At 64.5% G+C, this 20,485-nt stretch carries 19 protein-coding genes, 1 tRNA gene and 1 other RNA gene; 14 read left to right on the top strand and 7 right to left on the bottom strand.

Annotated features, from left to right (window positions below; genetic code table 11):
- The first annotated feature begins 11 nt into the window (after positions 1–11).
- The 7 genes from ASE85_RS00650 to ASE85_RS00625 all read left to right on the top strand — a co-directional run bounded on the left by ASE85_RS00650 (position 12) and on the right by ASE85_RS00625 (position 6,608).
- Positions 12–347, top strand: a complete 336-nt coding sequence (locus tag ASE85_RS00650) for a 2Fe-2S iron-sulfur cluster-binding protein (RefSeq protein WP_056681944.1) — start codon at positions 12–14, stop codon at positions 345–347.
- 8 nt (positions 348–355) lie between these two features.
- On the top strand, positions 356–1,321 hold the full coding sequence (gene blaSGM / locus ASE85_RS00645) for an SGM family class A beta-lactamase (RefSeq protein WP_056681941.1): 966 nt from the start codon (positions 356–358) through the stop codon (positions 1,319–1,321).
- A gap of 199 nt (positions 1,322–1,520) precedes the next feature.
- An RNA gene (ffs, locus tag ASE85_RS22140) (signal recognition particle sRNA small type) lies at positions 1,521–1,618 on the top strand.
- A gap of 52 nt (positions 1,619–1,670) precedes the next feature.
- Positions 1,671–3,281: a DNA polymerase III subunit gamma/tau gene (locus ASE85_RS00640; RefSeq protein ID WP_056681938.1), complete on the top strand. Its 1,611-nt coding sequence runs from the start codon at positions 1,671–1,673 to the stop codon at positions 3,279–3,281.
- Between the two features lie 3 nt (positions 3,282–3,284).
- Positions 3,285–3,608, top strand: a complete 324-nt coding sequence (locus ASE85_RS00635; RefSeq protein ID WP_056681935.1) for a YbaB/EbfC family nucleoid-associated protein — start codon at positions 3,285–3,287, stop codon at positions 3,606–3,608.
- A gap of 147 nt (positions 3,609–3,755) precedes the next feature.
- Positions 3,756–6,152 (top strand): endopeptidase La, encoded by a 2,397-nt coding sequence (gene lon / locus ASE85_RS00630; RefSeq protein WP_056681933.1) that lies wholly within the window; start codon positions 3,756–3,758, stop codon positions 6,150–6,152.
- 183 nt (positions 6,153–6,335) lie between these two features.
- On the top strand, positions 6,336–6,608 hold the full coding sequence (locus ASE85_RS00625; protein WP_024019962.1) for an HU family DNA-binding protein: 273 nt from the start codon (positions 6,336–6,338) through the stop codon (positions 6,606–6,608).
- 235 nt (positions 6,609–6,843) lie between these two features.
- Here the strand turns inward: ASE85_RS00625 and ASE85_RS00620 are convergent, their stop codons facing one another.
- Positions 6,844–7,194, bottom strand: coding sequence for a contact-dependent growth inhibition system immunity protein (locus ASE85_RS00620; protein WP_056681930.1), 351 nt, complete (start codon positions 7,192–7,194; stop codon positions 6,844–6,846).
- 563 nt (positions 7,195–7,757) lie between these two features.
- On the opposite strand from ASE85_RS00620, the gene ASE85_RS00615 reads away from it, so the two are divergent.
- From ASE85_RS00615 to ASE85_RS00595, 5 genes are all read left to right on the top strand, one after another.
- Complete coding sequence (locus ASE85_RS00615) at positions 7,758–8,231, top strand: septal ring lytic transglycosylase RlpA family protein (protein ID WP_443018470.1); 474 nt, start codon at positions 7,758–7,760, stop codon at positions 8,229–8,231.
- 40 nt (positions 8,232–8,271) lie between these two features.
- Entirely contained in the window at positions 8,272–8,838 is a 567-nt protein-coding gene (locus tag ASE85_RS00610) for a nucleotidyltransferase family protein (protein WP_200928272.1), read from the top strand.
- 100 nt (positions 8,839–8,938) lie between these two features.
- Positions 8,939–9,015 (top strand) — tRNA-His (locus ASE85_RS00605).
- Between the two features lie 123 nt (positions 9,016–9,138).
- Positions 9,139–9,534, top strand: coding sequence for a phosphoribosyl-AMP cyclohydrolase (hisI, locus tag ASE85_RS00600; RefSeq protein WP_056684134.1), 396 nt, complete (start codon positions 9,139–9,141; stop codon positions 9,532–9,534).
- Positions 9,521–10,051 carry a hypothetical protein gene (locus ASE85_RS00595; RefSeq protein ID WP_056681923.1) on the top strand — a complete coding sequence of 177 codons (531 nt, stop codon included), beginning with the start codon at positions 9,521–9,523 and terminating at the stop codon, positions 10,049–10,051. The genes hisI and ASE85_RS00595 overlap by 14 nt, the downstream gene beginning before the upstream one ends.
- Here the strand turns inward: ASE85_RS00595 and ASE85_RS00590 are convergent.
- The 3 genes from ASE85_RS00590 to ASE85_RS00580 all read right to left on the bottom strand — a co-directional run bounded on the left by ASE85_RS00590 (position 10,048) and on the right by ASE85_RS00580 (position 13,153).
- Positions 10,048–10,674 (bottom strand): YitT family protein, encoded by a 627-nt coding sequence (locus ASE85_RS00590; RefSeq protein WP_056681920.1) that lies wholly within the window; start codon positions 10,672–10,674, stop codon positions 10,048–10,050. The two genes, ASE85_RS00595 and ASE85_RS00590, sit on opposite strands and share 4 nt — an antisense overlap.
- Before the next feature lie 90 nt (positions 10,675–10,764).
- Positions 10,765–11,904, bottom strand: a complete 1,140-nt coding sequence (locus ASE85_RS00585) for an aspartyl/asparaginyl beta-hydroxylase domain-containing protein (RefSeq protein ID WP_056681916.1) — start codon at positions 11,902–11,904, stop codon at positions 10,765–10,767.
- Between the two features lie 40 nt (positions 11,905–11,944).
- Complete coding sequence (locus tag ASE85_RS00580) at positions 11,945–13,153, bottom strand: MFS transporter (protein WP_056681913.1); 1,209 nt, start codon at positions 13,151–13,153, stop codon at positions 11,945–11,947.
- A gap of 152 nt (positions 13,154–13,305) precedes the next feature.
- Between ASE85_RS00580 and ASE85_RS00575 the strand changes: the two genes are divergently transcribed.
- Positions 13,306–14,193, top strand: coding sequence for an EamA family transporter (locus ASE85_RS00575; RefSeq protein ID WP_056681910.1), 888 nt, complete (start codon positions 13,306–13,308; stop codon positions 14,191–14,193).
- A gap of 5 nt (positions 14,194–14,198) precedes the next feature.
- Here ASE85_RS00575 and ASE85_RS00570 read toward each other — a convergent pair whose 3' ends face one another.
- Genes ASE85_RS00570 through ASE85_RS00560 form a run of 3 tightly spaced genes read right to left on the bottom strand, consistent with a single transcriptional unit; the run spans position 14,199 to position 18,159 of the window.
- Positions 14,199–14,906 (bottom strand): L,D-transpeptidase family protein, encoded by a 708-nt coding sequence (locus ASE85_RS00570; protein ID WP_056681907.1) that lies wholly within the window; start codon positions 14,904–14,906, stop codon positions 14,199–14,201.
- A gap of 52 nt (positions 14,907–14,958) precedes the next feature.
- The gene (locus ASE85_RS00565) at positions 14,959–17,226 is read right to left on the bottom strand and encodes an NADP-dependent malic enzyme (RefSeq protein ID WP_056681904.1); all 2,268 of its coding nucleotides are present in this window, start codon (positions 17,224–17,226) and stop codon (positions 14,959–14,961) included.
- Between the two features lie 27 nt (positions 17,227–17,253).
- Positions 17,254–18,159, bottom strand: coding sequence for a LysR family transcriptional regulator (locus ASE85_RS00560; RefSeq protein WP_056681901.1), 906 nt, complete (start codon positions 18,157–18,159; stop codon positions 17,254–17,256).
- 94 nt (positions 18,160–18,253) lie between these two features.
- On the opposite strand from ASE85_RS00560, the gene ASE85_RS00555 reads away from it, so the two are divergent.
- Positions 18,254–20,365, top strand: coding sequence for a malate synthase G (locus ASE85_RS00555; protein WP_056681899.1), 2,112 nt, complete (start codon positions 18,254–18,256; stop codon positions 20,363–20,365).
- The last annotated feature ends 120 nt before the right edge of the window (positions 20,366–20,485 follow it).

The following is a 20,485-nucleotide window of genomic DNA, read 5'->3' as shown; positions in this document are numbered from 1 at the left end:
GCACGCAGAACATGACAAGGGTCACCTTCATCAGCGCCGACGGCGAACGACGGCAGGATGTGGACGCACCCGCCGGGTCGGTGCTGCTGGACATCGCGCAGGCCGCCGGCCAGCCGCTGGAGGGCACCTGCGAGGGGCAGATGGCCTGCTCCACCTGCCATGTGATCGTGGCTGCCGAAGATTTCATCAAGCTGCCCCGCGCCAGCGAGGATGAGGAGGATATGCTCGACCTGGCCGCCGCCGCCACCCGCACCAGTCGCCTGGCCTGCCAGATCGTGCTGGACGGCGGGCTGACAGCGCTGACCGTCCGCATTCCGGGCGAATTCAACAATATGCAGGGCATGTGACCGCTTCCATGAAAATACTGACCGCCTTTGCCGCATTGGCGCTGATCGCTGCGCCGTCTTTGGCCGCCGACAAGAAGAAGGCGCCTGCCAGGGAACCGGCGCCGACCGGCGCGCTCGATTCGCTGATGCCGGCCGCGCCGCGCTATCTGGTGCCGCAATCGGTGCTGACAGCGGCGCGCAACCCGGCGGAGATCGAAAAGGAGACGGGCGGCAGGCTGGGCGTGGCGCTGGTCGACAAGACGGGCGCACTGCTGCTGGGCTTCAATCGCGACGATCGCTTCGCCATGTGTTCGACCTTCAAGGCGCCGCTGGCCGCCGCCGTGCTGATCGGCGCGAGCGCGGGCAAGTTCGGGCTGGAAGGGACGATCCCCTTCAGTGGCGACGATATTCTCGATTATGCCCCTGTGGTGAAGAAGAACAAGAAGCGCGGCCGGATGAGCATGGGCGAACTGGCGCAGGCGGCGGTCGAGGTGAGCGACAATAGCGCCGCCAACCTGCTGCTGCCGTTGCTGGGCGGGCCGGAGGGGCTGACCGCCTTCATGCGCGCGCATGGCGATACAGTGTCGCGGCTCGACCGCAACGAGCCGACGCTGAACGAAAATGCCGAGGGCGATCCGCGCGACACCACCTCGCCTGCCGCTATGGCGGGTCTGATGGGCCGGCTCTTCTTTCGCGACATGAAGCAGGAGAGCGCGGAGACGCTGCGCACCTGGTTCAATGCCAGCAGCACCGGGGACAAGCGGATCAAGGCCGGGCTGCCGCAGGGCTGGACGTCGGGCAGCAAGACCGGGACGTGCGGCACCGCCTATAATGACGTGGCGCTGGTCCATGCGCCGTCGGGCGACGAATATATCCTCGCCATCTATCTCGACCGGCCGACCGTGGACGCCAAGAAGGCCGAAGCCGCGATCGCGGAAACGGCGCAGGCGGCGCTGGCCTTCGTGGCGAAGGCGCAGAAGAGCGGGCTGGAGTAAGTTGAGCCTTTGTTGATGTCCGGCCTTTTATTAGAATTATCGTCATCCCCGCGGAGGCGGGGATCCATCTCTGGACATCAAATCAAGAGGATAAGGTGGGAGTATGGATTCCCGCCTGCGCGGGAATGACGGCGGAAAATAGGTGGGAGACAGTCTTTGTCCCCCCTTGCCATCCTGTCATCACTTCGCCATATGCCGCGCCGGGAGTCGGGCGGACGTGATCGTCGCGAACCGGGTCAGGTCCTGACGGAAGCAGCCACAGTGATTTCGTCACGGGTCGTTCCGGCTCCTACATTTTCCAGCATCACCCGCTTCGACAAGAGCCGCACGAGCGGCTAGGACGTAAGCCATGTCCGATTCCCCGCAGCCCTACCGCGTCCTTGCGCGCAAATATCGTCCGAACAGCTTTCACGAACTGATCGGGCAGGATGCGATGGTACAGACGCTTGCCAACGCAATCAGGCGGGGACGATTAGCTCATGCCTTTGTGATGACAGGTGTGCGCGGTGTTGGAAAGACTTCGACAGCGCGCTTAATCGCCAAAGCATTGAATTGTGTTGGTCCTGACGGTCAGGGTGGTCCAACAATCGATCCCTGTGGCGTTTGCGATCCATGTCAGAAAATAACCGAAGGACATCATATTGATGTCATTGAAATGGATGCAGCGAGTCACACCGGCGTCGATGATATCCGAGCAATTATAGATGTTGCTGGGAAAGCTGGCTATTCAGCACGATATAAAGTCTACATTATCGACGAAGTGCATATGCTTTCGAGGAATGCATTTAACGCGCTTCTGAAATCTCTTGAAGAACCTCCGCAGCATGTAAAATTTATTCTAGCCACGACGGAAATTAATAAGGTTCCCGTGACGATTCTGTCGCGTTGTCAACGGTTTGATTTACGTCGGATTCCAGCAGAATTATTAGCTGTTCATTTTGCGCATGTGATTGAGAAGGAAGGCGTGACCGCCGAAGGCGATGCGCTGGCTCTAATCGCGCAGGCGGCGGAAGGTTCAGCGCGCGATGGCTTGTCGATGCTCGATCAGGCGATTGCACACGCAGAAATGGGTGATGGCGACCCTGTGGTCACGGCGACCCAGGTGCGCGACATGCTGGGCCTGTCCGATCGCGGCTCCACTCGTCGGCTGCTGGGCCTGCTGCTGGAGGGCGATACCGGGGCGCTGCTGGGTGCCGTGCGCGATCAATATGCGCTGGGCGTCGAGCCGCTGGCGCTGATGCGCGGCTTGCTGGAACTGACCCATGCCGTGACGCTGGTGAAGGCCGGGCGCGATATCGCCAGCCCCGGCCAGTCGGCCGAGGAGCGGGAGGCGATTGCCGACTGGGCCTCGCAACTGGGCTTCGCGCCGCTCCATCGCCTGTGGCAGTTGCTGCTCAAGGGGCATGACGAGGTGGCGAGCGCCGTCCTGCCGATCGAAAGTTGCGAGATGGCGCTGCTGCGCGCGATGCACGCCGGGACCATGCCCGATCCGGCCGAACTCGCGCGGATGTTGCGCGAAGGCTTGCCGGCTGGCATGCCCGCGCCGCAGGGGGGCGAACCGGCAAAGCTGCCATCCGAACCCTCCGCCGCGCTGCCCCGCACGATGGAGGAGCTGGTGGCGCTGGTCGACCGGTCCAAGCCATCGCTGGCCAATCATCTGAACGATTGCGCGGCGCTGGTGTCGCTCGATCCGCCGGAAGTGGCGGTGCGGTTGACCCATGACTGGCCGCAGGGCGATTTCAAGCGTGACCTGACACAGGCGCTCAATAGCGCGGTGCCCGGTATGAAATGGACCGTGCGGCTGGAGGAAAGCGGTGGCGGCGCGACCCTGCAACAAAAGGAGCAGGCCGAAAAAGCGGCGGCCCGCGCCGCAATAATGGAAACACCGGTGGTCAAGGCGGCGATGGCGGCCTTCCCCGATGCCGAGCTGGACGACAAGCTCGAACAATGGAGTGCGTGAGATATGAAGGATCTGAACGATATTTTGGGCATGGCGAGCCGTGTTCAGGAAGAATTGCAACGGGCGCAGGATGGCCTGGACAAGCTGGAAGTCGAAGGCGCAGCCGGCGGCGGGCTGGTGAAGGTGAAGGCGTCGGCGAAGGGCCGCATATTGGGCGTGTCGATCGACGACAGCCTGCTTGCGCCGTCGGAAAAGCAGATGCTGGAAGACCTGATCACCGCCGCGTTCAACGACGCGCGCAAGAAGGCGGACGAAGTCAGCAACGCCGAAATGGGCAAGATGACCGCCGGTCTGTCGCTGCCCCCCGGCTTCAAGCTGCCTTTCTGATTTGGCTTTAAACGCGACGATGGGTCGATCACCCCTCGTTCATCGTTACGCCCTTATGACAGCGGGCAATTGATTGCCGCGACGGCCATCCCCATAATGGCGGTGAACCGTAGGAGAGGGCCGCTTCATTTCGGCCCCGGAGACTGAATGACTGTGCAATATCCCCTTCTGCCGCTGCGCGACATCGTCGTCTTCCCGCAGATGATCGTCCCGCTCTTCGTCGGTCGCGACAAGAGCGTCGCCGCGCTGGAAGCGGCGATGGAAGGATCGAAGGAAATCTTCCTCGTGTCGCAACTCGACCCGGCGGAGGATGATCCTGTCCGGGATTCGCTTTACGACACCGGCGTCGTCGCGATCGTGCTGCAATTGCTGAAGCTGCCCGACGGCACCGTACGCGTGCTGGTGGAAGGCAAGCATCGCGCTCAGTTGGAGTCGATGGAGGTGCGCGACACCTATCTCGTCGCCAATGTCCACGATGTGGAAGACATTGCCGCCGAAGGGCCGGAAGCCGCCGCGCTGATGCGGTCGGTCGCCGAGCAGTTTGAAAATTACGCCAAGCTCAACAAGAAGCTGCCGGCCGAAACGCCGGTCCAGTTGCGCGAAATCGAGGATGCAGGCCGTCTGGCCGACGCCGTGTCCGCGAACATCAACGTCAAGGTGTCCGACAAGCAGTCGCTGCTGGTAGAGGCCGACCCGGTCAAGCGCCTGGAGATGGTTTTCGCCTTCATGGAGGGCGAACTGGGTGTATTGCAGGTCGAGAAGAAGATCCGTGGCCGCGTGAAGCGGCAGATGGAAAAGACACAGCGCGAATATTATCTCAACGAACAGTTGAAGGCGATCCAGCGCGAGCTGGGCAATGGCGAGGGTGAGGAAGGCGACGAGATTGCCGAACTGACCGAGAAGATCGCCAAGACCAAGCTGTCCAAGGAAGCGCGTGCCAAGGCGACGGCGGAGTTGAAGAAGCTCAAGGGCATGCAGCCCATGTCGGCCGAAGCGACGGTCGTGCGCAATTATCTCGATGTGCTGCTCGGCTTGCCCTGGGGCAAGAAGGGCAAGGTCAAGAACGACCTGAAGCGCGCGCAGGATGTGCTGGACGAGGATCATTTCGCGCTCGACAAGGTCAAGGACCGGATCATCGAATATCTCGCGGTTCAGGCGCGCACCAACAAGCTGAAAGGCCCGATCCTGTGCCTCGTCGGCCCGCCGGGTGTGGGCAAGACGTCGCTGGGCCGTTCGATCGCCAAGGCGACGGGGCGCGAATTTGTGCGCCAGTCGCTGGGCGGCGTGCGGGACGAAGCGGAAATTCGCGGGCATCGCCGTACCTATATCGGCTCGCTGCCGGGCAAGATCGTCACCAACCTCAAGAAGGCGGGGACGATGAACCCGTTGTTCCTGCTGGATGAGATCGACAAGCTGGGCCAGGATTTCCGGGGCGATCCCGCGTCGGCGCTGCTCGAAGTGCTGGACCCGGAACAGAACAGCAAGTTCCAGGATCATTATCTGGAAATCGACGTCGATCTTTCGGACATCATGTTCGTAACGACGGCCAACTCGCTGAATTTGCCGCAGGCTTTGCTCGACCGCATGGAGATCATCCGGCTGGAAGGCTATACCGAGGATGAGAAGGTCGAGATCGCCCAGCGTCACCTGATCGCCAAGCAGGTCGAGGCGCACGGCCTGAAGGACGGCGAGTTCGAGGTGACGGAAGCGGCGGTCCGCGACCTGATCCGCTATTACACCCGTGAGGCAGGCGTCCGCACGCTGGAGCGTGAAATCGCGCGTCTGGCGCGCAAGGCGCTGCGCAAGATTCTGGAAGGCGCTTATGAGAAGATCGTCATAACGCCCGACAATCTCGACGATTTTGCCGGCGTGCGGAAATTCCGCCATGGCATGGGCGAGGAAGAGGATCAGATCGGCGCGGTGACGGGGCTGGCCTGGACCGAGGTTGGCGGCGAACTGCTGACGATCGAGGCGGTGACGGTGCCCGGCAAGGGTCTCATCAAGACCACCGGCAAGCTGGGCGAAGTGATGAACGAATCGGTGCAAGCCGCCTTCTCCTATGTGAAGGCGCGCTCGCCGGGCTATGGCATCAAGCCGAGCCTGTTCAACCGCAAGGACATCCATATCCATCTGCCCGAAGGTGCGGTGCCCAAGGATGGTCCATCGGCAGGCATCGGCATGGTCACGACCATCGTGTCGACCCTGACCGGTATTCCCGTCCACAAGGATGTGGCGATGACCGGCGAGGTCACTTTGCGGGGTCGCGTGCTGCCGATCGGCGGCCTGAAGGAAAAGCTGCTGGCGGCGATGCGCGGCGGCATCAAGACGGTGCTGATCCCGCAGGAAAACGAGAAAGACCTAGCGGAAATTCCGGCCAACATCCGTGAAGGGCTGGAAATCGTGCCGGTCAGCCATGTCGATGAGGTGCTGGCCCGCGCGCTGGCGTCCGTGCCGGAAGCGATCGCCTGGACGGAGGAGGACGACCTCGCCGCCCAGCCGAGCACTGTGTCCGGCCGCGACGGCGATCCCGCTTTGCGCCACTGACAGAGGGAGAAAGCGGCGACGATCCGGGGCTTTAGGCCAGAGACTGGCAGGGTGGCGCAAATTTCGCTTACCGCCGGTGGCTTCGTCGCTTTCCCTTTGACAGGCGCAGGAATCCGGGCCTTATTGCGCCGCCTACGCCGCGATTCCTAACACAACCAAACAGCACAAGGGGGTTCCCAAGGCATGAACAAGCAGGATCTGATCAGTGCAGTCGCTGAAAGCAGCGGCCTCAGCAAGAATGACGCGACGAAGGCCGTCGAAGGCGTGTTCGACGCCATCACCGGCGCTCTGAAGAAGGGCGACGAAGTGCGCCTCGTCGGTTTCGGCACGTTCTCGGTTTCGCAGCGCAAGGCTTCGACCGGCCGCAACCCGCGCACCGGCGAAACCATGACCATCAAGGCATCGGCCCAGCCGAAGTTCAAGGCCGGCAAGGGCCTGAAGGATTCGGTCAACTGATGGGCGCAGCGCCTGCCGACCGGCGGGCGCCTACCATCTGACCATCTGCCGGCATCGCGGACGGAAAGTTTTCAGGAGAGTGATGCGGCGAGAGGAAACAGAGTTTCCCCGCCGTAAGACGCCGAAAGGCGAAAGGGACGAAGAGGCGAGGCCTTTTCGTTCCTTTCTATTTTTGGGCTGATTTGGGTGGATAGCGGAATGGCGGCTAACGAGCGATAATAGTGGAAAGCGGACATCAATCTCGGTGCGTTTCGTCTCTTATCCCTTCGATCAAACTGTCATGGATGCTGTCCATGAGGTGTCGGGCGTCAATTGGGTTCCTGAAACGCACAGCAATCGAAAAGCATTTTTTCAACTCTGGGCGGAGGTCGCTGGCCGCACTGACGGACGAGTTCCAGTCTCGCCATTCCTTTAGTATTGCTTGCCGATGATCCAGTGATCCATCTTTAGCCGAAGCGGCAACGGCTCCATCAAGTGAGCCGTAGAGAAGATCGAAATCCTCATTAAAATAACAGACCATAAGGTTTGAAAGCAGCGGCCAGCGCTGCTCTGCGAAGTTCCGTTGCTGCTGCTTTCCTCTCTTCATGACGCGATATTGTCATCAGCGTCGGATGTCCGCAACACACGCAGCGTGGGGCCGGTGGGAACATCTGTCATTGGTCGATTAGCGTCGATAAACGCGCTCCATCGCGAACATGGCAATCCAAGCTACAATCATCCCGCCAAACATCAAATTCTCTATATGATTGCTAAGTATGAATACGCGAAGATGAGCCAAGCCTCCTATGACGGTGAAAATCAATCCTATCACGGCTACCAGCCTGTATACTCGATCATTCATTAAGGTGCCCCGATGTGGCCATAGCGCAACCTATGTCCGATTGTAGGGCGTGGCAAGTCGGCCTTCATAGTCCAAAAATGGTCGCTTTCAGACTTTCCATACATCTCGTGACAGTAACCGTATGGCAGTTCGTTATCCTCTCATCATCCCTCCCCGCCAACCCGCCCCTCGACCCCGCCGGTACGCGGCGTTAGGAAGGCGGGATGACGGGACGACAAGCGGGCAGGGCGATCGGGGCGGTTTGGGTATTGGGGGCGGCGTTGCTGCTGTCGGCCTGTGGCGGTGGCCATTATCGTCCCGTCCGGGATATGCCGGTGAAGATCGGCCCGCCCTACACGGTGCGCGGCTCCACCTATGTACCCGCTGCCGATCCTGGTTACGACATGCTGGGCTATGCCAGTTGGTACGGGTCGGAATCGGGTAATCGCACCGCCAATGGTGAGCAGTTCCGCGCCAAATGGGTGACGGGCGCGCATGTCAGCCTGCCGCTGCCCAGCTATGTCGAGGTGACGGCGCTGGATACGGGGCGCACCATATTGGTGCGGATCAACGATCGCGGCCCCTTCGCCGGGCGAGGCAGGATCATCGACCTGTCGCGCGGCGCGGCGGAGCAACTGGGCATCCGGGCGCAGGGCCATGCGGCGGTGCGCGTCCGCATTGTCGATCCGCCGGAAAAGGATCGGGAGAAACTGCGCAAGGGCAAGGCCGCGCCGGAGCGGCCGCGCGTGCCGGAACGCATCCTGACCAATCTGCGCGCGCAGTTGCAGGCCTCCGTGCCGTGACGAGCGTGTCATGATAAGGCGGGCGGCACAGGAACATACGGTGCGGCGGATCGCCCTGGACCATGTCGTCGCCGGCCCGATGCTGCGCCGCTGGCCGCTGCTGGGCCTGCCCGATGCCTGGCTGTCCGGCAGCATGCTGGCGCAGGCGTGGTGGAACAGGTGCTTCGATCTTCCGCCGCTGCACGGCATGGACGATGCCGACATCATCTATTTCGATCCCGAGGACCTGTCCGAAGCGGGGGAGGCGCGCGCTGCGGCGCATGCGGCGGAACTGTTCGCCGACCTGCCGATCCGGCTGGACGTCAAGAATCAGGCGCGGGTGCATCTCTGGTATCCTGACCGCTTTGGCATCCCGATTTCACCCTATCTGTCCGCCCGCGCCGCGACGGAGACGTTTCCAACTACGGTGTCGGCGGTGGCGATCAGCGATGCGCATCTGTCCGCGCCCTTTGGCCTCGATGATTTTCTGGCGCCTTGTGTCCGGGGCAATGCAACGCTGATCGACCGGGCCTTCTATCAACGCAAATCGCAGCGGTGGGCGGCGCTTTGGCCCGATCTCACCATATTGCCGTGGGAGGATGCGGTCGGCCCCCTGGCCGACAAATGACGGGATAATGTGCGTCATTGCAGCGTGACGGCAATTGTGCGCTTGACGCCCGCTATCGGGCCGCATATGTGGCCCTTCTCTCAGGGCATAGGCCCCTGTGGCGGTCGTAGCTCAGTTGGTTAGAGCGCCGGTTTGTGGTACCGGAGGTCGCGGGTTCGGATCCCGTCGATCGCCCCATTTTTCAAATACTTGCTCCCGATCCGAAGGGAGCTGTCCCGGCCGGGGACAGGCGCGCATTTCCTGTGTCGCGCCATGCAAAAGCGGTTCCCACTTTTCGGCCCGATGCTCTATAGCGCGCGCATGACCGACGCGCGCGACACGGGGCTGGCCCTCAATCCCAAATATGACGACAACGGCCTGATCACGGCCGTAGTGACCGATGCGGCGGGCGGCGACCTGCTGATGGTCGCGCATATGAATGCGCAGGCGCTGGCCCTGACGATCGAGACGGGGCTGGCGCATTTCTGGTCGCGCAGCCGCCAGTCGTTGTGGAAGAAGGGCGAGACGTCCGGGCATATGCTGCAAGTGCGCGACATCCGCATAGATTGCGATCAGGACGCCGTGTGGGTGAAGGCGGTGCCGGCCGGTCCCACCTGCCATACCGGCGCGCGCTCCTGCTTCTTTCGCCGGGTCGGGCCGGATGGCCTGACGCGGGTCGATCCTGTGGTTGACCGCGCGGCTGATGCGGCGGGCTAGCCTCGCTGTCCTGATCCTGCTGGCGGCATGCCAGCGTGCTCCGGTGCCGGTCGACGCCGCGCCGGATGCAGGGGGCGCGCCGGTGTCCGGGCTGGAGCGCGCCGCGATCGAGAGCGGCGCGATCACCGACACGAGCAAGACATCGCCGGTCGGCCTGTATCAGCGCAGCCATGAGGCCGGACGCGACCTGCTGTGCGTCATGCCGGCGAAGGATGCGTCCTTCCGCTTCGGTTTGCAGGCCAATTTCGGCGAAGATCAAAGCTGTCGCGGGCAGGGGACGGCACGGCGCGCGGGCGACAAGCTGATCCTCAGCTTCAAGGGCGGGGACCGCTGCATCGTCGTCGCCCAATATGATGGCGATCAGGTGGCGCTGCCCGGCGTGGTCGACATGGCCTGCGCCGACCTGTGCCGGGGGCGCGGCTCGCTGGAGGGGGTCAGCTTCCCCCGGATCGCCGGTGACGCCGCCAGCGCCCTGCGCGCGCGCGACAGTGGCGGCGACGCGCTGTGTGAGCGTTAGTGGCCGATATAGCGCCCCGGCCTGTGATTGACGATCAGCACCATGTTCATGGCGGCGGCCGATAGGACCGACAAACCGAACCGTTCCAAGCTGAGCAATGGTAGCGACGCCAGCAGGATCGCGATATCGCACAGCATCTGCGTGCGTCCGGCATTCCAGCCGCGCCGCCGGTGCAGGATCAGCGCCACCACACCCACGCCGCCGACACCCGCCCCATGGCGGGCGATCGCCAATATGCCGAAACCGATGATGGAGCCGCCGAACAGCGCGGCGAAGAAGGGGCTGATGCGGGCGATCTGAAGCGCAACCGGCATGGCCAGCCCCACGCCCATGATCGCGACGTTGGCGAACAGGGTCTTGAGGCCAAAGGCAGCGCCCATCGCCCGCCCGGCGAACAGGAAGAAGGGGATGTTGATGAGCAGGAACAACGCGGCGGGCGACCAGGGGATGAGGTAGGAGAGCAGCAGCGCGATGCCGGCCATGCCGCCCGTCACCAGATTGGCGGCCTTCAACAGCATCAGCCCCATGGCGATGAAGGCGCATCCGATGGCGATGGCATAGCCATCCTCGGCCAGGCTGTGGGGCCGGGCCGTCGTCTGCTGGGTGGGGATGACAGGGGGCATGAGCGATATCCGTAAAGCTATGGCGCCGTGGACATCCCCTGTTATATTGTTACGCCTGCCTATAACGACATTACGCGCCTCTGCAACGGCTCAGCCGCCGGTATCGACCTGCGCCGGGCCGAACAGGTCGATTGCCTGGAACAGCCGGGTCAACGCCTCCCGTTCCTCCGCGTCTATTTCCGGCCGCCAGACTTCGAACAACAGGACGACGCGGGTGTCGCCGCTGCGGTTCCAGGCTTCATGCTCGATACTGTCGTCGAACAGCAGCATCTCGCCCTTGCGCCAGGCGCGGGTCTCCGCCCCCACGCGCAAGGCGCAGTCGCCGGGCACCAGCAGCGGCAGGTGGCAGATCAGCCGGGTGTTGAGCAGGCCATGATGCGGCTGGATATGGGTGCCGGGCTTGAGCAGCGACCAGAGCGCCATGGGCGAACGTCCCGCGATTGCCGGCATCGGCGCCAGCGCCAGCGCGGCCATGACCGAGGGGCAGCGTCGCGCATTGTCTTCCACCGGGGCGCCGCCCTGCCAGAAATAGAGCGCCCCCCAGCTATCATCGTCGCGCAGCGGATTATTGGGGGCAGGGCGATCCTCTGCGGTCTGGACATAGGGGGCGAAGTCCGCCTCCTGCGCGCGCACCGCCGCGAGTTCCGCAACGATCGCGTCGGTCATCGCCTCCATCGGCGCGACCCAGTCGAATTCGGCGCGCTCGTAGAAGGCGCGCTGGGGCAGGCCGGGGAAGTAGAACATGCTGGGCTGTTGCAGATAGAGGTCGCGCTTGCCGAGCAGCAGGTCGGTGGCATGGGCGATGCGCGGCAGGGACGGCAGGTCGCGGATCGCGGCGGTCAGATGATCCTCGAACCGCTGGCTGGATTGTGCGACGCTCGCCTGCGCCTGTTGCAGCAGCGGCTGAAGCTGCGGCGGCGCGCCGGTCGCGGCGGCCTGCGCCAGGGCGGCGCGGAACCAGTTGATCGAGCCGCGCTCGTCGCCGCGTCGCACCGCATTCTGGCCCATGGCGATCAGGGCGGGCAGGCTGCGCATGTCGGCGTCCAGCATGCGCCGCAACGCCGCCGCCTCCCCATCCAGATCGCCGCTGCGGTTGCAGGCCTGCGCCAGCAGCATCGCTGGCGGGTCGGTCATGGTGCGCAGAGTCGCCAATGCCGCCGGCGCATCGCCGCGCCGCAGGGCGGCCATCGCCGATTCCGCCAGTTTCGCTTCTCTCGCCAGATCGTTCATGGCCCCGCCTTATCCGGCGGGTTGACCGGGGGAAAGCGGCTTATTCGGCGGCGACAGGCATCATGCCGGACGGGCGCCGTTCCAGCGTGATCGCCAGCAGGAAGACGGCCAGGCCGGCCAGCGCCAGCGCCGCGCCGATCCAGCCGGTCGACACCAGCCCATAGCCCGCCGCGATCGACAGGCCGCCCAGCCAGGGGCCGACCGCATTGGCGACGTTGAAGGCGCTGTGATGCAGCGCCGCGGCCAGCGTCTGCGCATCGCCCGACACATCCATCAGGCGCGCCTGTAACGGCGTGCCAAGACCCCCGCCAATGCCGATCAGGAACACGATCAGGCCGAGCGTCCAGATATTGCCGGCCATCAGCGGGAACAGCGCCAGCGATCCGGCGCTCCACAGCAGCACGCCGATGACGGTGCGGTTGCGCGCCTTGTCTGCCAGCCAGGCGATGATCAGATTGCCCAGCGTCATGCCGATACCGAAGATCGCCAAGATTACCGGAACATAGGTTTCCGACACATGGGTGACTTCCATCATGGTCGAGGCGACATAGGTGTAGACGGCGAACAGGCCGCCGAAACCGATCGCGCCGGTCAGCAACGTCAGCCACACCTGTCCCTTGCCCAGCGCGGTCAGTTCGCGCATCGGGCTGGCCTTGGCATCGCCGCCGTCGCGCGGGGCGTAGAGCGCCACCAGCGTCACCGTGGCGACGGCGAGGGCCGCCACGACGAAGAAGCCGGAACGCCAGCCCAGCGCCTGACCCATCCAGTTGGCGACCGGCACGCCCAGCACGGTGGCCAGGGTCAGGCCGGACATCACCTTGGCGATGGCGAGCGTGCGCTTCTCGATCGGCACCAGGCTGGCGGCGACCAGCGCGGCGACGCCGAAATAAGCGCCATGCGGCAGGCCTGACAGGAAGCGGAACAGCAGCATCCAGTGGTAGCTGGGAGACAGGGCCGACAGGGCGTTGCCCACGGCGAACATCGCCATCAGGCCGATCAGCAGCGTCCGGCGCGGCAGCCGCGCGCCAAGGGCGGCGATCACCGGCGCGCCCGCCACCACGCCCAGCGCATAGGCGCTGATCGCATGGCCCGCGATGGTGATGTCGATGCCCAGGTCGCGGGCAAAGAAGGGCAGCAGGCTCATCGCCGCAAATTCGGTCGTGCCGATCGCGAAGGCCCCCACCGACAGGGCGAAAAGGACGAGCGCGGGATGCGCGCTGTGGGTGCGGGGGGCCATGGCCAGCTCCATGCTGCGTTGCAAAAAGATACGGAAGTCCCGCAATTGGGCTTGATGACAGCGCTGGTCAACCCTGCATTCGTATGAGTTTATTGCACTTGCGATACCGGTTTCTGCAATCAATTGCGGTTCGTGGCGGGCACGGGATCGGCTATAGCGCTGCTATGACAGAAAAAATCGGGCAGGATGGACGGGCTGTGATTGTCGGAGCCGGCGCGGTACTGGCGTCGCTGACGTCGGTTACGCTGGGCGCGGCCATAGCCAAGACTCTTTTTCCCGTGGTCGGCGCTTATGGCATCACCAGCCTGCGGGTGGGGCTGGGCGCGATTCTGCTGTTGCTGTTCCGTCGGCCGTGGCGGCGCGTGGTTCCTGACGGGGTGCGCGGGCCGCTCATCGCTTATGGCGCTGTGCTGGGGCTGATGAATATCCTCATCTATCAGGCGTTCGCCCGTATCCCGATCGGCATCGCCATTGCGATCGAAGTGATCGGGCCGCTGGCCGTCGTCCTGTTCGGATCGCGCCGGCCGCGCGATTTTCTGTGGCTGGCGGCGGCGGTCGCAGGATTGCTGCTGCTATTGCCGCTGCGCAGCGATGCGGCGCTCGATCCGTTGGGGGTCGGCTTTGCCCTGGCGGCGGCGGTCTGCTGGGCGATCTATATCCTGACCGGCAAGCGCGTGTCCGGCGCGTTGGGCGGCGACGCGGTCGCATGGGGCATGGCGATTGCGGCTATCCTCATCCTGCCGGTCGGTGTCGCCCATCAGACGGCGGCGCTGTTCAGCCCCCATGTGCTTACGTTGGGCATAGCCATCGCCTTTCTGTCCAGCGCCTTGCCCTATTCGCTGGATATGGAGGCGATGCGGCGATTGCCGGCACCGGTTTTCGGCCTGATGGTCAGTTCCGCGCCGGCCGTGGGGGCGGTGATCGGCTTTGTCCTGCTGGGCGAGCGGCTCACGCCGCTTCAGTGGATCGCCATCCTGTGCATCATGGCGGCGTCCGGCGGCAGCGCGCTCACCGCCGGACGCAAGCCGACGATCGAGGCCGCGCCACAATGAAGGAATCAGCCGACCGTCGCCTTGCTGACGTCCAGCATCTTGCCGTCGGTGACGACGACCAGATCGCCCACCCTGGTCACGCCGAACAGCTTTTCGGCAAAAGCCTTGGGCACGCCGATGCAGCCATGGGTGCCGCGGCCCCATTGCACGTCGCTGCCATGGATGAAGACGCCGTCGCTGGTCAGTCGCTGGGCGAACGGCATGGGCGCGTTATTGTAGGTGCGCGAATAATAATCCGCGATCTTCTGCGTGATCGGGAAGGCGCCCTTGGGGCTGGGCTTGTCGGTCGCGCCATAGAGGATCACCGCCGCGCCGATTTCATAGCCGTCGCGGAAGACCGACAATGTCTGTGCGCGCAGGTCGACCGTCACGATGACGCGGCCGGTAGTCGGCGCACCCTTTTCGTCCCAGGCATAGTCGCCATGGCGGAAAGGCCCGTCGATCTTGAGCACGTGCTTCACGCGCAGGGCATGGGGATCGACGGTCATGCCCTGATCGCTGCGCCGTTCGACGGGCTTGGCGGGGGCCGGGGCGGGGCCCGAGGCTGCGGCGGGCGCAGGCGCGGACACGGCGTTGTCTGCCGCCGCCATTTCCGGCGCAGCCCTACCCTCGAACGCTTGCCGGTCGATCGAAGCGAAGACGACCAGCGCGGTCATCGCCACCACGCCGCCGATCGCCAGTTTCGGCCCGAACCGTTTCAGGAAACCCGCCATTCTTGTCCTCATGCCTCCATGCGCGTTCAGCATAGGCGCAAAAAGGTTAAGTTCAGCCTTCCCGCGCGACTTCCGCCGCCGCGATCGCGGTCAGATTGAGGATGCCGCGTGACGTCACGCCGGGCGTCAGCACATGGATCGGCTTGGTCAGGCCCATCAGCATCGGGCCTACGGTCGGCGAGCTGGAGGAGGCCGCCAGCGCGGTCAGCGTGATGTTGGCTGCGTCCAGGTTCGGCATGACCAGCAGGTTCGCCGGCCCCTCGAACCGCGAATCCGGGATCAGCCGCTCGCGCAGAGCCTGGCTGAGCGCAGCATCGGCGTGCATCTCGCCATCCACGGCGAGGTCGGGCGCGGCATCCCGCACGATCTTGAACGCGCGGCGCATCTTGCGCGCGCTGTCGGTGTGCGACGCGCCGAAATTGGAGTGGGAGAGCAGCGCGGCGCGCGGCGTCAGGCCGAAATGCTTGAGTTCCGCCGAAGCGGCCAGCGTCATTTCCGCGATCTGTTCGGGCGTCGGGTCCGGCACCATATGGGTGTCCGTGATGAACAGCGCGCCTGCGTCCAGGATCAGGCCCGACAGCGCATAGACGCGGCTATGATCCGGCGCGCGCTCGATGATGCGCAGCACATGTTCGACCTGGCCCCAATATTCGGAACGCCCGCCGACCAGCGCGGCGTCCACCCGACCGGTCTGCAACAGCATGGCGGCGGTGATGGTCGGCCGGCGGTAGACATGACGCAGGATTTCGTCGGCCGGCACGCCCCGACGCGATGCGATCGCGCGATAGGCCTCGACCAGTTCGCCCATCACCAGATGGTCGGTCTCCGGATCGACGACATCGACATCGCGGTCCAGTTCGAAGCCCAGGCCCAGTTCGGGCAGCTTCTGTTCCAGTATCCGGCGGCGCGCGACGATGGTCGGGCGCGCAATGCCTTCGTCCAGCGCGTCGCGAATGGCGCGCAACACGCGCTCATCCTCACCCTCGCCATAGACGATGCGGACGGCGCTGCCGCGCGCGGCTTCGAACACCGGCAGCATCAACTGGCCCGATCGCGTCGCCTGACGGGTCAGGCTGCGCTTATAGTCGTCCAGGTCCAGCGTCTTCTTCGCCACGCCGCTGTCCATCGCCGCGCGGGCGACGGCGACGGCGATCTCGCCGATCAGGCGCGGGTCGAACGGGGTGGGGATGATATAGTCCGGGCCGAACACCAGCTTGCGGCCGCCATAGGCCTGCGCCACGCTGTCATGCGCGGGCATGCGGGCCAGCGCGGCGATGGCGTCGGCGGCGGCGACCTTCATCGCTTCGTTGATCTGCGTCGCGCCGCAATCCAGCGCGCCCCGGAAGATGTAGGGGAAGCACAGGACGTTGTTGACCTGGTTGGGATAGTCCGACCGGCCGGTCGCGATGATCGCGTCGGGGCGCACTTCGCGTGCGGCTTCCGGGCGGATTTCCGGTTCCGGGTTGGCCAGCGCGAAGATCAGCGGATTGGGCGCCATCAGCGGCAACCATTCGGCCTTCAGCACGCCCGGCGCGGACAGGCCCAGGAACAGGTTCGCGCCCGGCAGCACGTCGGGCAGGGTGCGCGCATTGGTGTTGCGGGCATAGCGCGCCATGTTGGGCAGCATGCCTTCGCGACCCGAATGGATGACGCCATCCTTGTCGGTCATGGTGACGTTTTCGATTGGCAGCCCCATCGACACCAGCAGGTCGACGCAGGCCAGCGCCGCAGCGCCCGCGCCCGACGTCACCAGCTTTGCGTCGGCCAGCGTCTTGCCCTGCAACACCAGCGCGTTGCGCACGGCGGCGGCGACGACGATGGCGGTGCCATGCTGATCGTCATGGAAGACCGGAATGTTCATCCGTTCCTTCAGGCGGCGTTCGATCTCGAAACATTCGGGCGCCTTGATATCTTCCAGATTGATGCCGCCGAAGGTCGGCTCCATCAGCGCGACGGCATCCACGAATGCGTCCGTATCGGTCGTATCGATTTCGATGTCGAACACATCGATGTCGGCGAATTTCTTGAAGAGGACGGCCTTGCCCTCCATCACCGGCTTGGATGCCAGTGCGCCGATCGCGCCCAGACCCAGCACGGCGGTACCGTTGGAAATGACGGCGACCAGATTGCCGCGCGCGGTATAGTCCATCGCCTTGTCGGGATCGGCGGCGATCTCCACGCAGGGGGCGGCGACGCCCGGCGAATAGGCCAGCGCAAGGTCGCGCTGGTTCACCATGCGCTTGGTCGGCTCTATGCGGAGCTTACCGGGCTGGGGATAGCGGTGATAGTCGAGGGCGGCGCGGCGGGTGTTATCGTCCATGGCGGCGGCCTTAGAGCCTCGGTTCCGCTAGGGCAAGACGATGCGTTCCCACGGGGGCGTCGGGACATAAAGTGTAACAAGAAATTCGATGAAAGACGTCATCGCGGCGGGCGGATTATGCTGCGGCAATCGTACGGCAAACAGGCCGACGTCCGCGGACCCTTCATAGTCCGGCAGTATCTGCCGAACTTTGCCCTGGCCCAGCGTTTCGCTGATATCCCACAGCGATCGCAGCGCGATGCCGCCGCCCGCCAGCGTCAATTCGCGCACCAGTTCGCTGCTGTTGGTGCGGACATGGCTGCGTCCCTCGACCGCGACTGGCCCCTTCGGCCCGACCAGCCGCCAGGGCATCTGTCCTTCGGCGGCGAGCAGGCGATGGGCCTTCAGGTCGGCGATCGTCTGCGGCGTGCCATGCTGCGCCAGATAGGCGGGCGCGGCGCAGAGGATGCGCCGGTTGGTCGCCAGCCGCCGTGCCGTCAGCCCCGGACCCGGATCGGCGGTGATGCGGATGGCGAGGTCGGCGCGGCTTTCGATCAGGTCGGCGAAATCATCCGACAGGTCGACGGTCAGGTCCACTTTGGGATGCGCGTCGATGAAGTGCTGGAGATAGGGGGCGAGGTGCATCCGCCCGAAGGAGGTCGGCGCGGTGATGCGCAGCGGTCCGCTCGCCACCGCCGATGCGCCAGACACGCGCCGCTCCGCATCGTCCAGCGCCGCCAAGATGCCGCGCAGGTCGGCATGGAGGCGCTCGCCCGCCGACGTCAGCGCCAGCCGCCGCGTGGTACGATGCACCAGCTTCGCGCCCAGCCTCTCCTCCAGCCGCGCCAGCCGCTTGGACATCATCGCGGGCGAGATATGCAGCCGCCGCCCGGCCGCCGCCAGCCCGCCTTCGTCCACGACGGTCACGAACAATTCATGATCCGGGTCCATCATATTCGTTCACCACAGGAATGACTGTATTCGAATAATAGCGTCTACACGGCATAATGCAAAAGGTCTAAAAGACGGGTCATCAAGGAGTGGATTCATGACTGACCGCATGATCGAAAAGGCCAGCCTTCAGGTTGCGCAGGAACTGGCCGATTTCATCGACAGCCGCGCGCTGCCCGGCACCGGGATCGCGCCCGACGCCTTCTGGACCGGCGTGGCCGATATCTTCGCCCGCTTCACGCCGGACAACGTCGCGTTGCTGCGCAAGCGCGACACATTGCAGGCGCAGATCGACAACTGGCACGAACAGCGCCGGGGCCAGCCCCATGACCGGCAAGCCTATCAAGCCTTCCTGCGAGAGGTCGGCTATCTTGTCCCCGAACCCGCGCCCTTCATCATCGGCAGCGACAATGTCGATGATGAGGTTGCGCGTCTGGCCGGGCCGCAACTGGTCGTCCCGATCCTGAACGCCCGTTTCCTGCTGAACGCCGCCAATGCGCGCTGGGGCAGCCTGTATGACGCGCTCTATGGCACAGATGCGATACCGGGCGCGGCGGCAGGGAAGGGCTATGACGCCGCGCGCGGTGCGCAGGTCATCGGCTGGGCCAAGGCGTTTCTGGACGATGCGATCCCGCTGGCGAACGGCAGTTGGGCCGATCTGGCGAGCGACGATATCGCGCTGGCCGACCCGACCCAATTCGTCGGCACCAGCGACAAGGGCAAGCTGTTCCGCCATAATGGCCTGCATATCGAAGTCGTCTTCGACAAGGCGCACCCGATCGGCGCCACCGATCCCGCCGGCATATCCGACGTCATCCTGGAATCCGCGCTGACCGCCATCTGCGATCTGGAGGACTCCGTCGCCGCCGTCGATGCGCAGGACAAGGTCGGCGCCTATGCCAATTGGCTGGGGCTGATGCGCGGCGACCTGATGGAGACGTTCGAGAAGGGCGGGGCGACGATGACCCGCACGCTCAACCCCGACCGCGCCTATGCAGCGCCGGACGGCAGCAATTTCACCCTGCCGGGCCGCAGTTTGCTGTTCGTCCGCAATGTCGGCCATCTGATGACCAACCCGGCGATCCGGCTGAGCAATGGCGACGAAGCGCCCGAAGGCATATTGGACGGCATCGTCACCAGCCTGATCGCGATCCACGACCTGAAGCGCCATGGTGGCAACAGCCGCGCCGGCAGCGTCTATATCGTCAAGCCCAAGATGCACGGCCCCGAAGAGGCCGGCTTCACCAACCGCCTGTTCGATGCGATCGAGGATATGCTGGGCATGGCGCGCCACACGATCAAGGTCGGCGTCATGGATGAGGAGCGCCGAACCTCCGCCAACCTTGCCGCCTGCATCCGTGCCGTCCGCGATCGCATCGTCTTCATCAACACCGGCTTCCTCGACCGCACCGGGGACGAGATGCACACCTCGATGCAGGCTGGCCCGATGATCCCCAAGGGCGAGATGAAGGCGAGCGACTGGATCACCGCCTATGAGGATCGCAACGTCCAGATCGGCCTCGCCTGCGGCCTGTCGGGCCGGGCGCAGATCGGCAAGGGGATGTGGGCCGCGCCCGATCGCATGGCCGACATGCTGGAGCAGAAGGCGGGCCACCCCAAGAGCGGGGCCAACACCGCATGGGTGCCGTCGCCCACGGCCGCGACGTTGCACGCGACCCATTATCACCGTATCGACGTCTTCGCCCGGCAGGCAGAACGCAAGGCCGAAGGCATCGCGCCGCTGGAGAAACTTCTGACCATTCCGGTCGCGGTCGGCCGCAACTTTTCGGACGAGGAAATCGCGCAGGAACTGGACAATAATGCGCAGGGCATCCTTGGCTACGTCGTCCGCTGGGTGGATCAGGGCGTCGGATGCTCCAAGGTGCCGGACATTCACGATATCGGGTTGATGGAGGATCGTGCGACGCTGCGCATTTCCTCGCAGCATATGGCCAACTGGCTGCTGCATGGCGTCTGCACGGCGGAACAGGTCGACGCCGCGCTGGCACGGATGGCGGCCAAGGTCGATGCGCAAAATGCAGGCGATCCGCTTTATCAGCCGATGAGTGGGCGCGAAGCGGAGAGCCTGGCCTATCAGGCCGCCCGCGCGCTGGTGTTCGAGGGTGTCGAGCAGCCCAGCGGCTATACCGAACCGCTACTCCATGCCTTCCGCACAGAGCAGAAGGCGGAGGCGCTGGAGCCGGCATAAGCCGGTTCCCCGGCGCAGGCCGGGGTCCAGTTTTTGAGAGCCGTGCTTGGCCGCTCTGGACCCCGGCCTGCGCCGGGGAACGGGTTGGCAGGGCGTGGCCGCTGGGCTAGCCTTCGGCAT

Source organism: Sphingobium sp. Leaf26 (assembly GCF_001421665.1).
In the GTDB taxonomy this organism is placed as follows: domain Bacteria; phylum Pseudomonadota; class Alphaproteobacteria; order Sphingomonadales; family Sphingomonadaceae; genus Sphingobium.
Note: the sequence above shows the minus strand (reverse complement) of the source record. Positions and strands in the feature narration are given on the sequence as shown.

Excerpts from the sequence above, each read along its gene's own strand:
- ASE85_RS00565 (WP_056681904.1), bottom strand. The coding sequence starts at position 17,226 with ATGGACGATAACACCCGCCGCGCCGCCCTCGACTATCACCGCTATCCC.
- ASE85_RS00575 (WP_056681910.1), top strand. The coding sequence starts at position 13,306 with ATGACAGAAAAAATCGGGCAGGATGGACGGGCTGTGATTGTCGGAGCC.
- ASE85_RS00615 (WP_443018470.1), top strand. The coding sequence starts at position 7,758 with ATGCCGGTGAAGATCGGCCCGCCCTACACGGTGCGCGGCTCCACCTAT.
- ASE85_RS00595 (WP_056681923.1), top strand. The coding sequence starts at position 9,521 with ATGCGGCGGGCTAGCCTCGCTGTCCTGATCCTGCTGGCGGCATGCCAG.
- ASE85_RS00555 (WP_056681899.1), top strand. The coding sequence starts at position 18,254 with ATGACTGACCGCATGATCGAAAAGGCCAGCCTTCAGGTTGCGCAGGAA.
- ASE85_RS00620 (WP_056681930.1), bottom strand. The coding sequence starts at position 7,194 with ATGAAGAGAGGAAAGCAGCAGCAACGGAACTTCGCAGAGCAGCGCTGG.
- ASE85_RS00590 (WP_056681920.1), bottom strand. The coding sequence starts at position 10,674 with ATGCCCCCTGTCATCCCCACCCAGCAGACGACGGCCCGGCCCCACAGC.
- ASE85_RS00580 (WP_056681913.1), bottom strand. The coding sequence starts at position 13,153 with ATGGAGCTGGCCATGGCCCCCCGCACCCACAGCGCGCATCCCGCGCTC.
- lon (WP_056681933.1), top strand. The coding sequence starts at position 3,756 with ATGACTGTGCAATATCCCCTTCTGCCGCTGCGCGACATCGTCGTCTTC.
- ASE85_RS00650 (WP_056681944.1), top strand. The coding sequence starts at position 12 with ATGACAAGGGTCACCTTCATCAGCGCCGACGGCGAACGACGGCAGGAT.
- ASE85_RS00635 (WP_056681935.1), top strand. The coding sequence starts at position 3,285 with ATGAAGGATCTGAACGATATTTTGGGCATGGCGAGCCGTGTTCAGGAA.
- ASE85_RS00640 (WP_056681938.1), top strand. The coding sequence starts at position 1,671 with ATGTCCGATTCCCCGCAGCCCTACCGCGTCCTTGCGCGCAAATATCGT.
- blaSGM (WP_056681941.1), top strand. The coding sequence starts at position 356 with ATGAAAATACTGACCGCCTTTGCCGCATTGGCGCTGATCGCTGCGCCG.
- ASE85_RS00625 (WP_024019962.1), top strand. The coding sequence starts at position 6,336 with ATGAACAAGCAGGATCTGATCAGTGCAGTCGCTGAAAGCAGCGGCCTC.
- ASE85_RS00570 (WP_056681907.1), bottom strand. The coding sequence starts at position 14,906 with ATGGCGGGTTTCCTGAAACGGTTCGGGCCGAAACTGGCGATCGGCGGC.
- hisI (WP_056684134.1), top strand. The coding sequence starts at position 9,139 with ATGACCGACGCGCGCGACACGGGGCTGGCCCTCAATCCCAAATATGAC.
- ASE85_RS00585 (WP_056681916.1), bottom strand. The coding sequence starts at position 11,904 with ATGAACGATCTGGCGAGAGAAGCGAAACTGGCGGAATCGGCGATGGCC.
- ASE85_RS00560 (WP_056681901.1), bottom strand. The coding sequence starts at position 18,159 with ATGATGGACCCGGATCATGAATTGTTCGTGACCGTCGTGGACGAAGGC.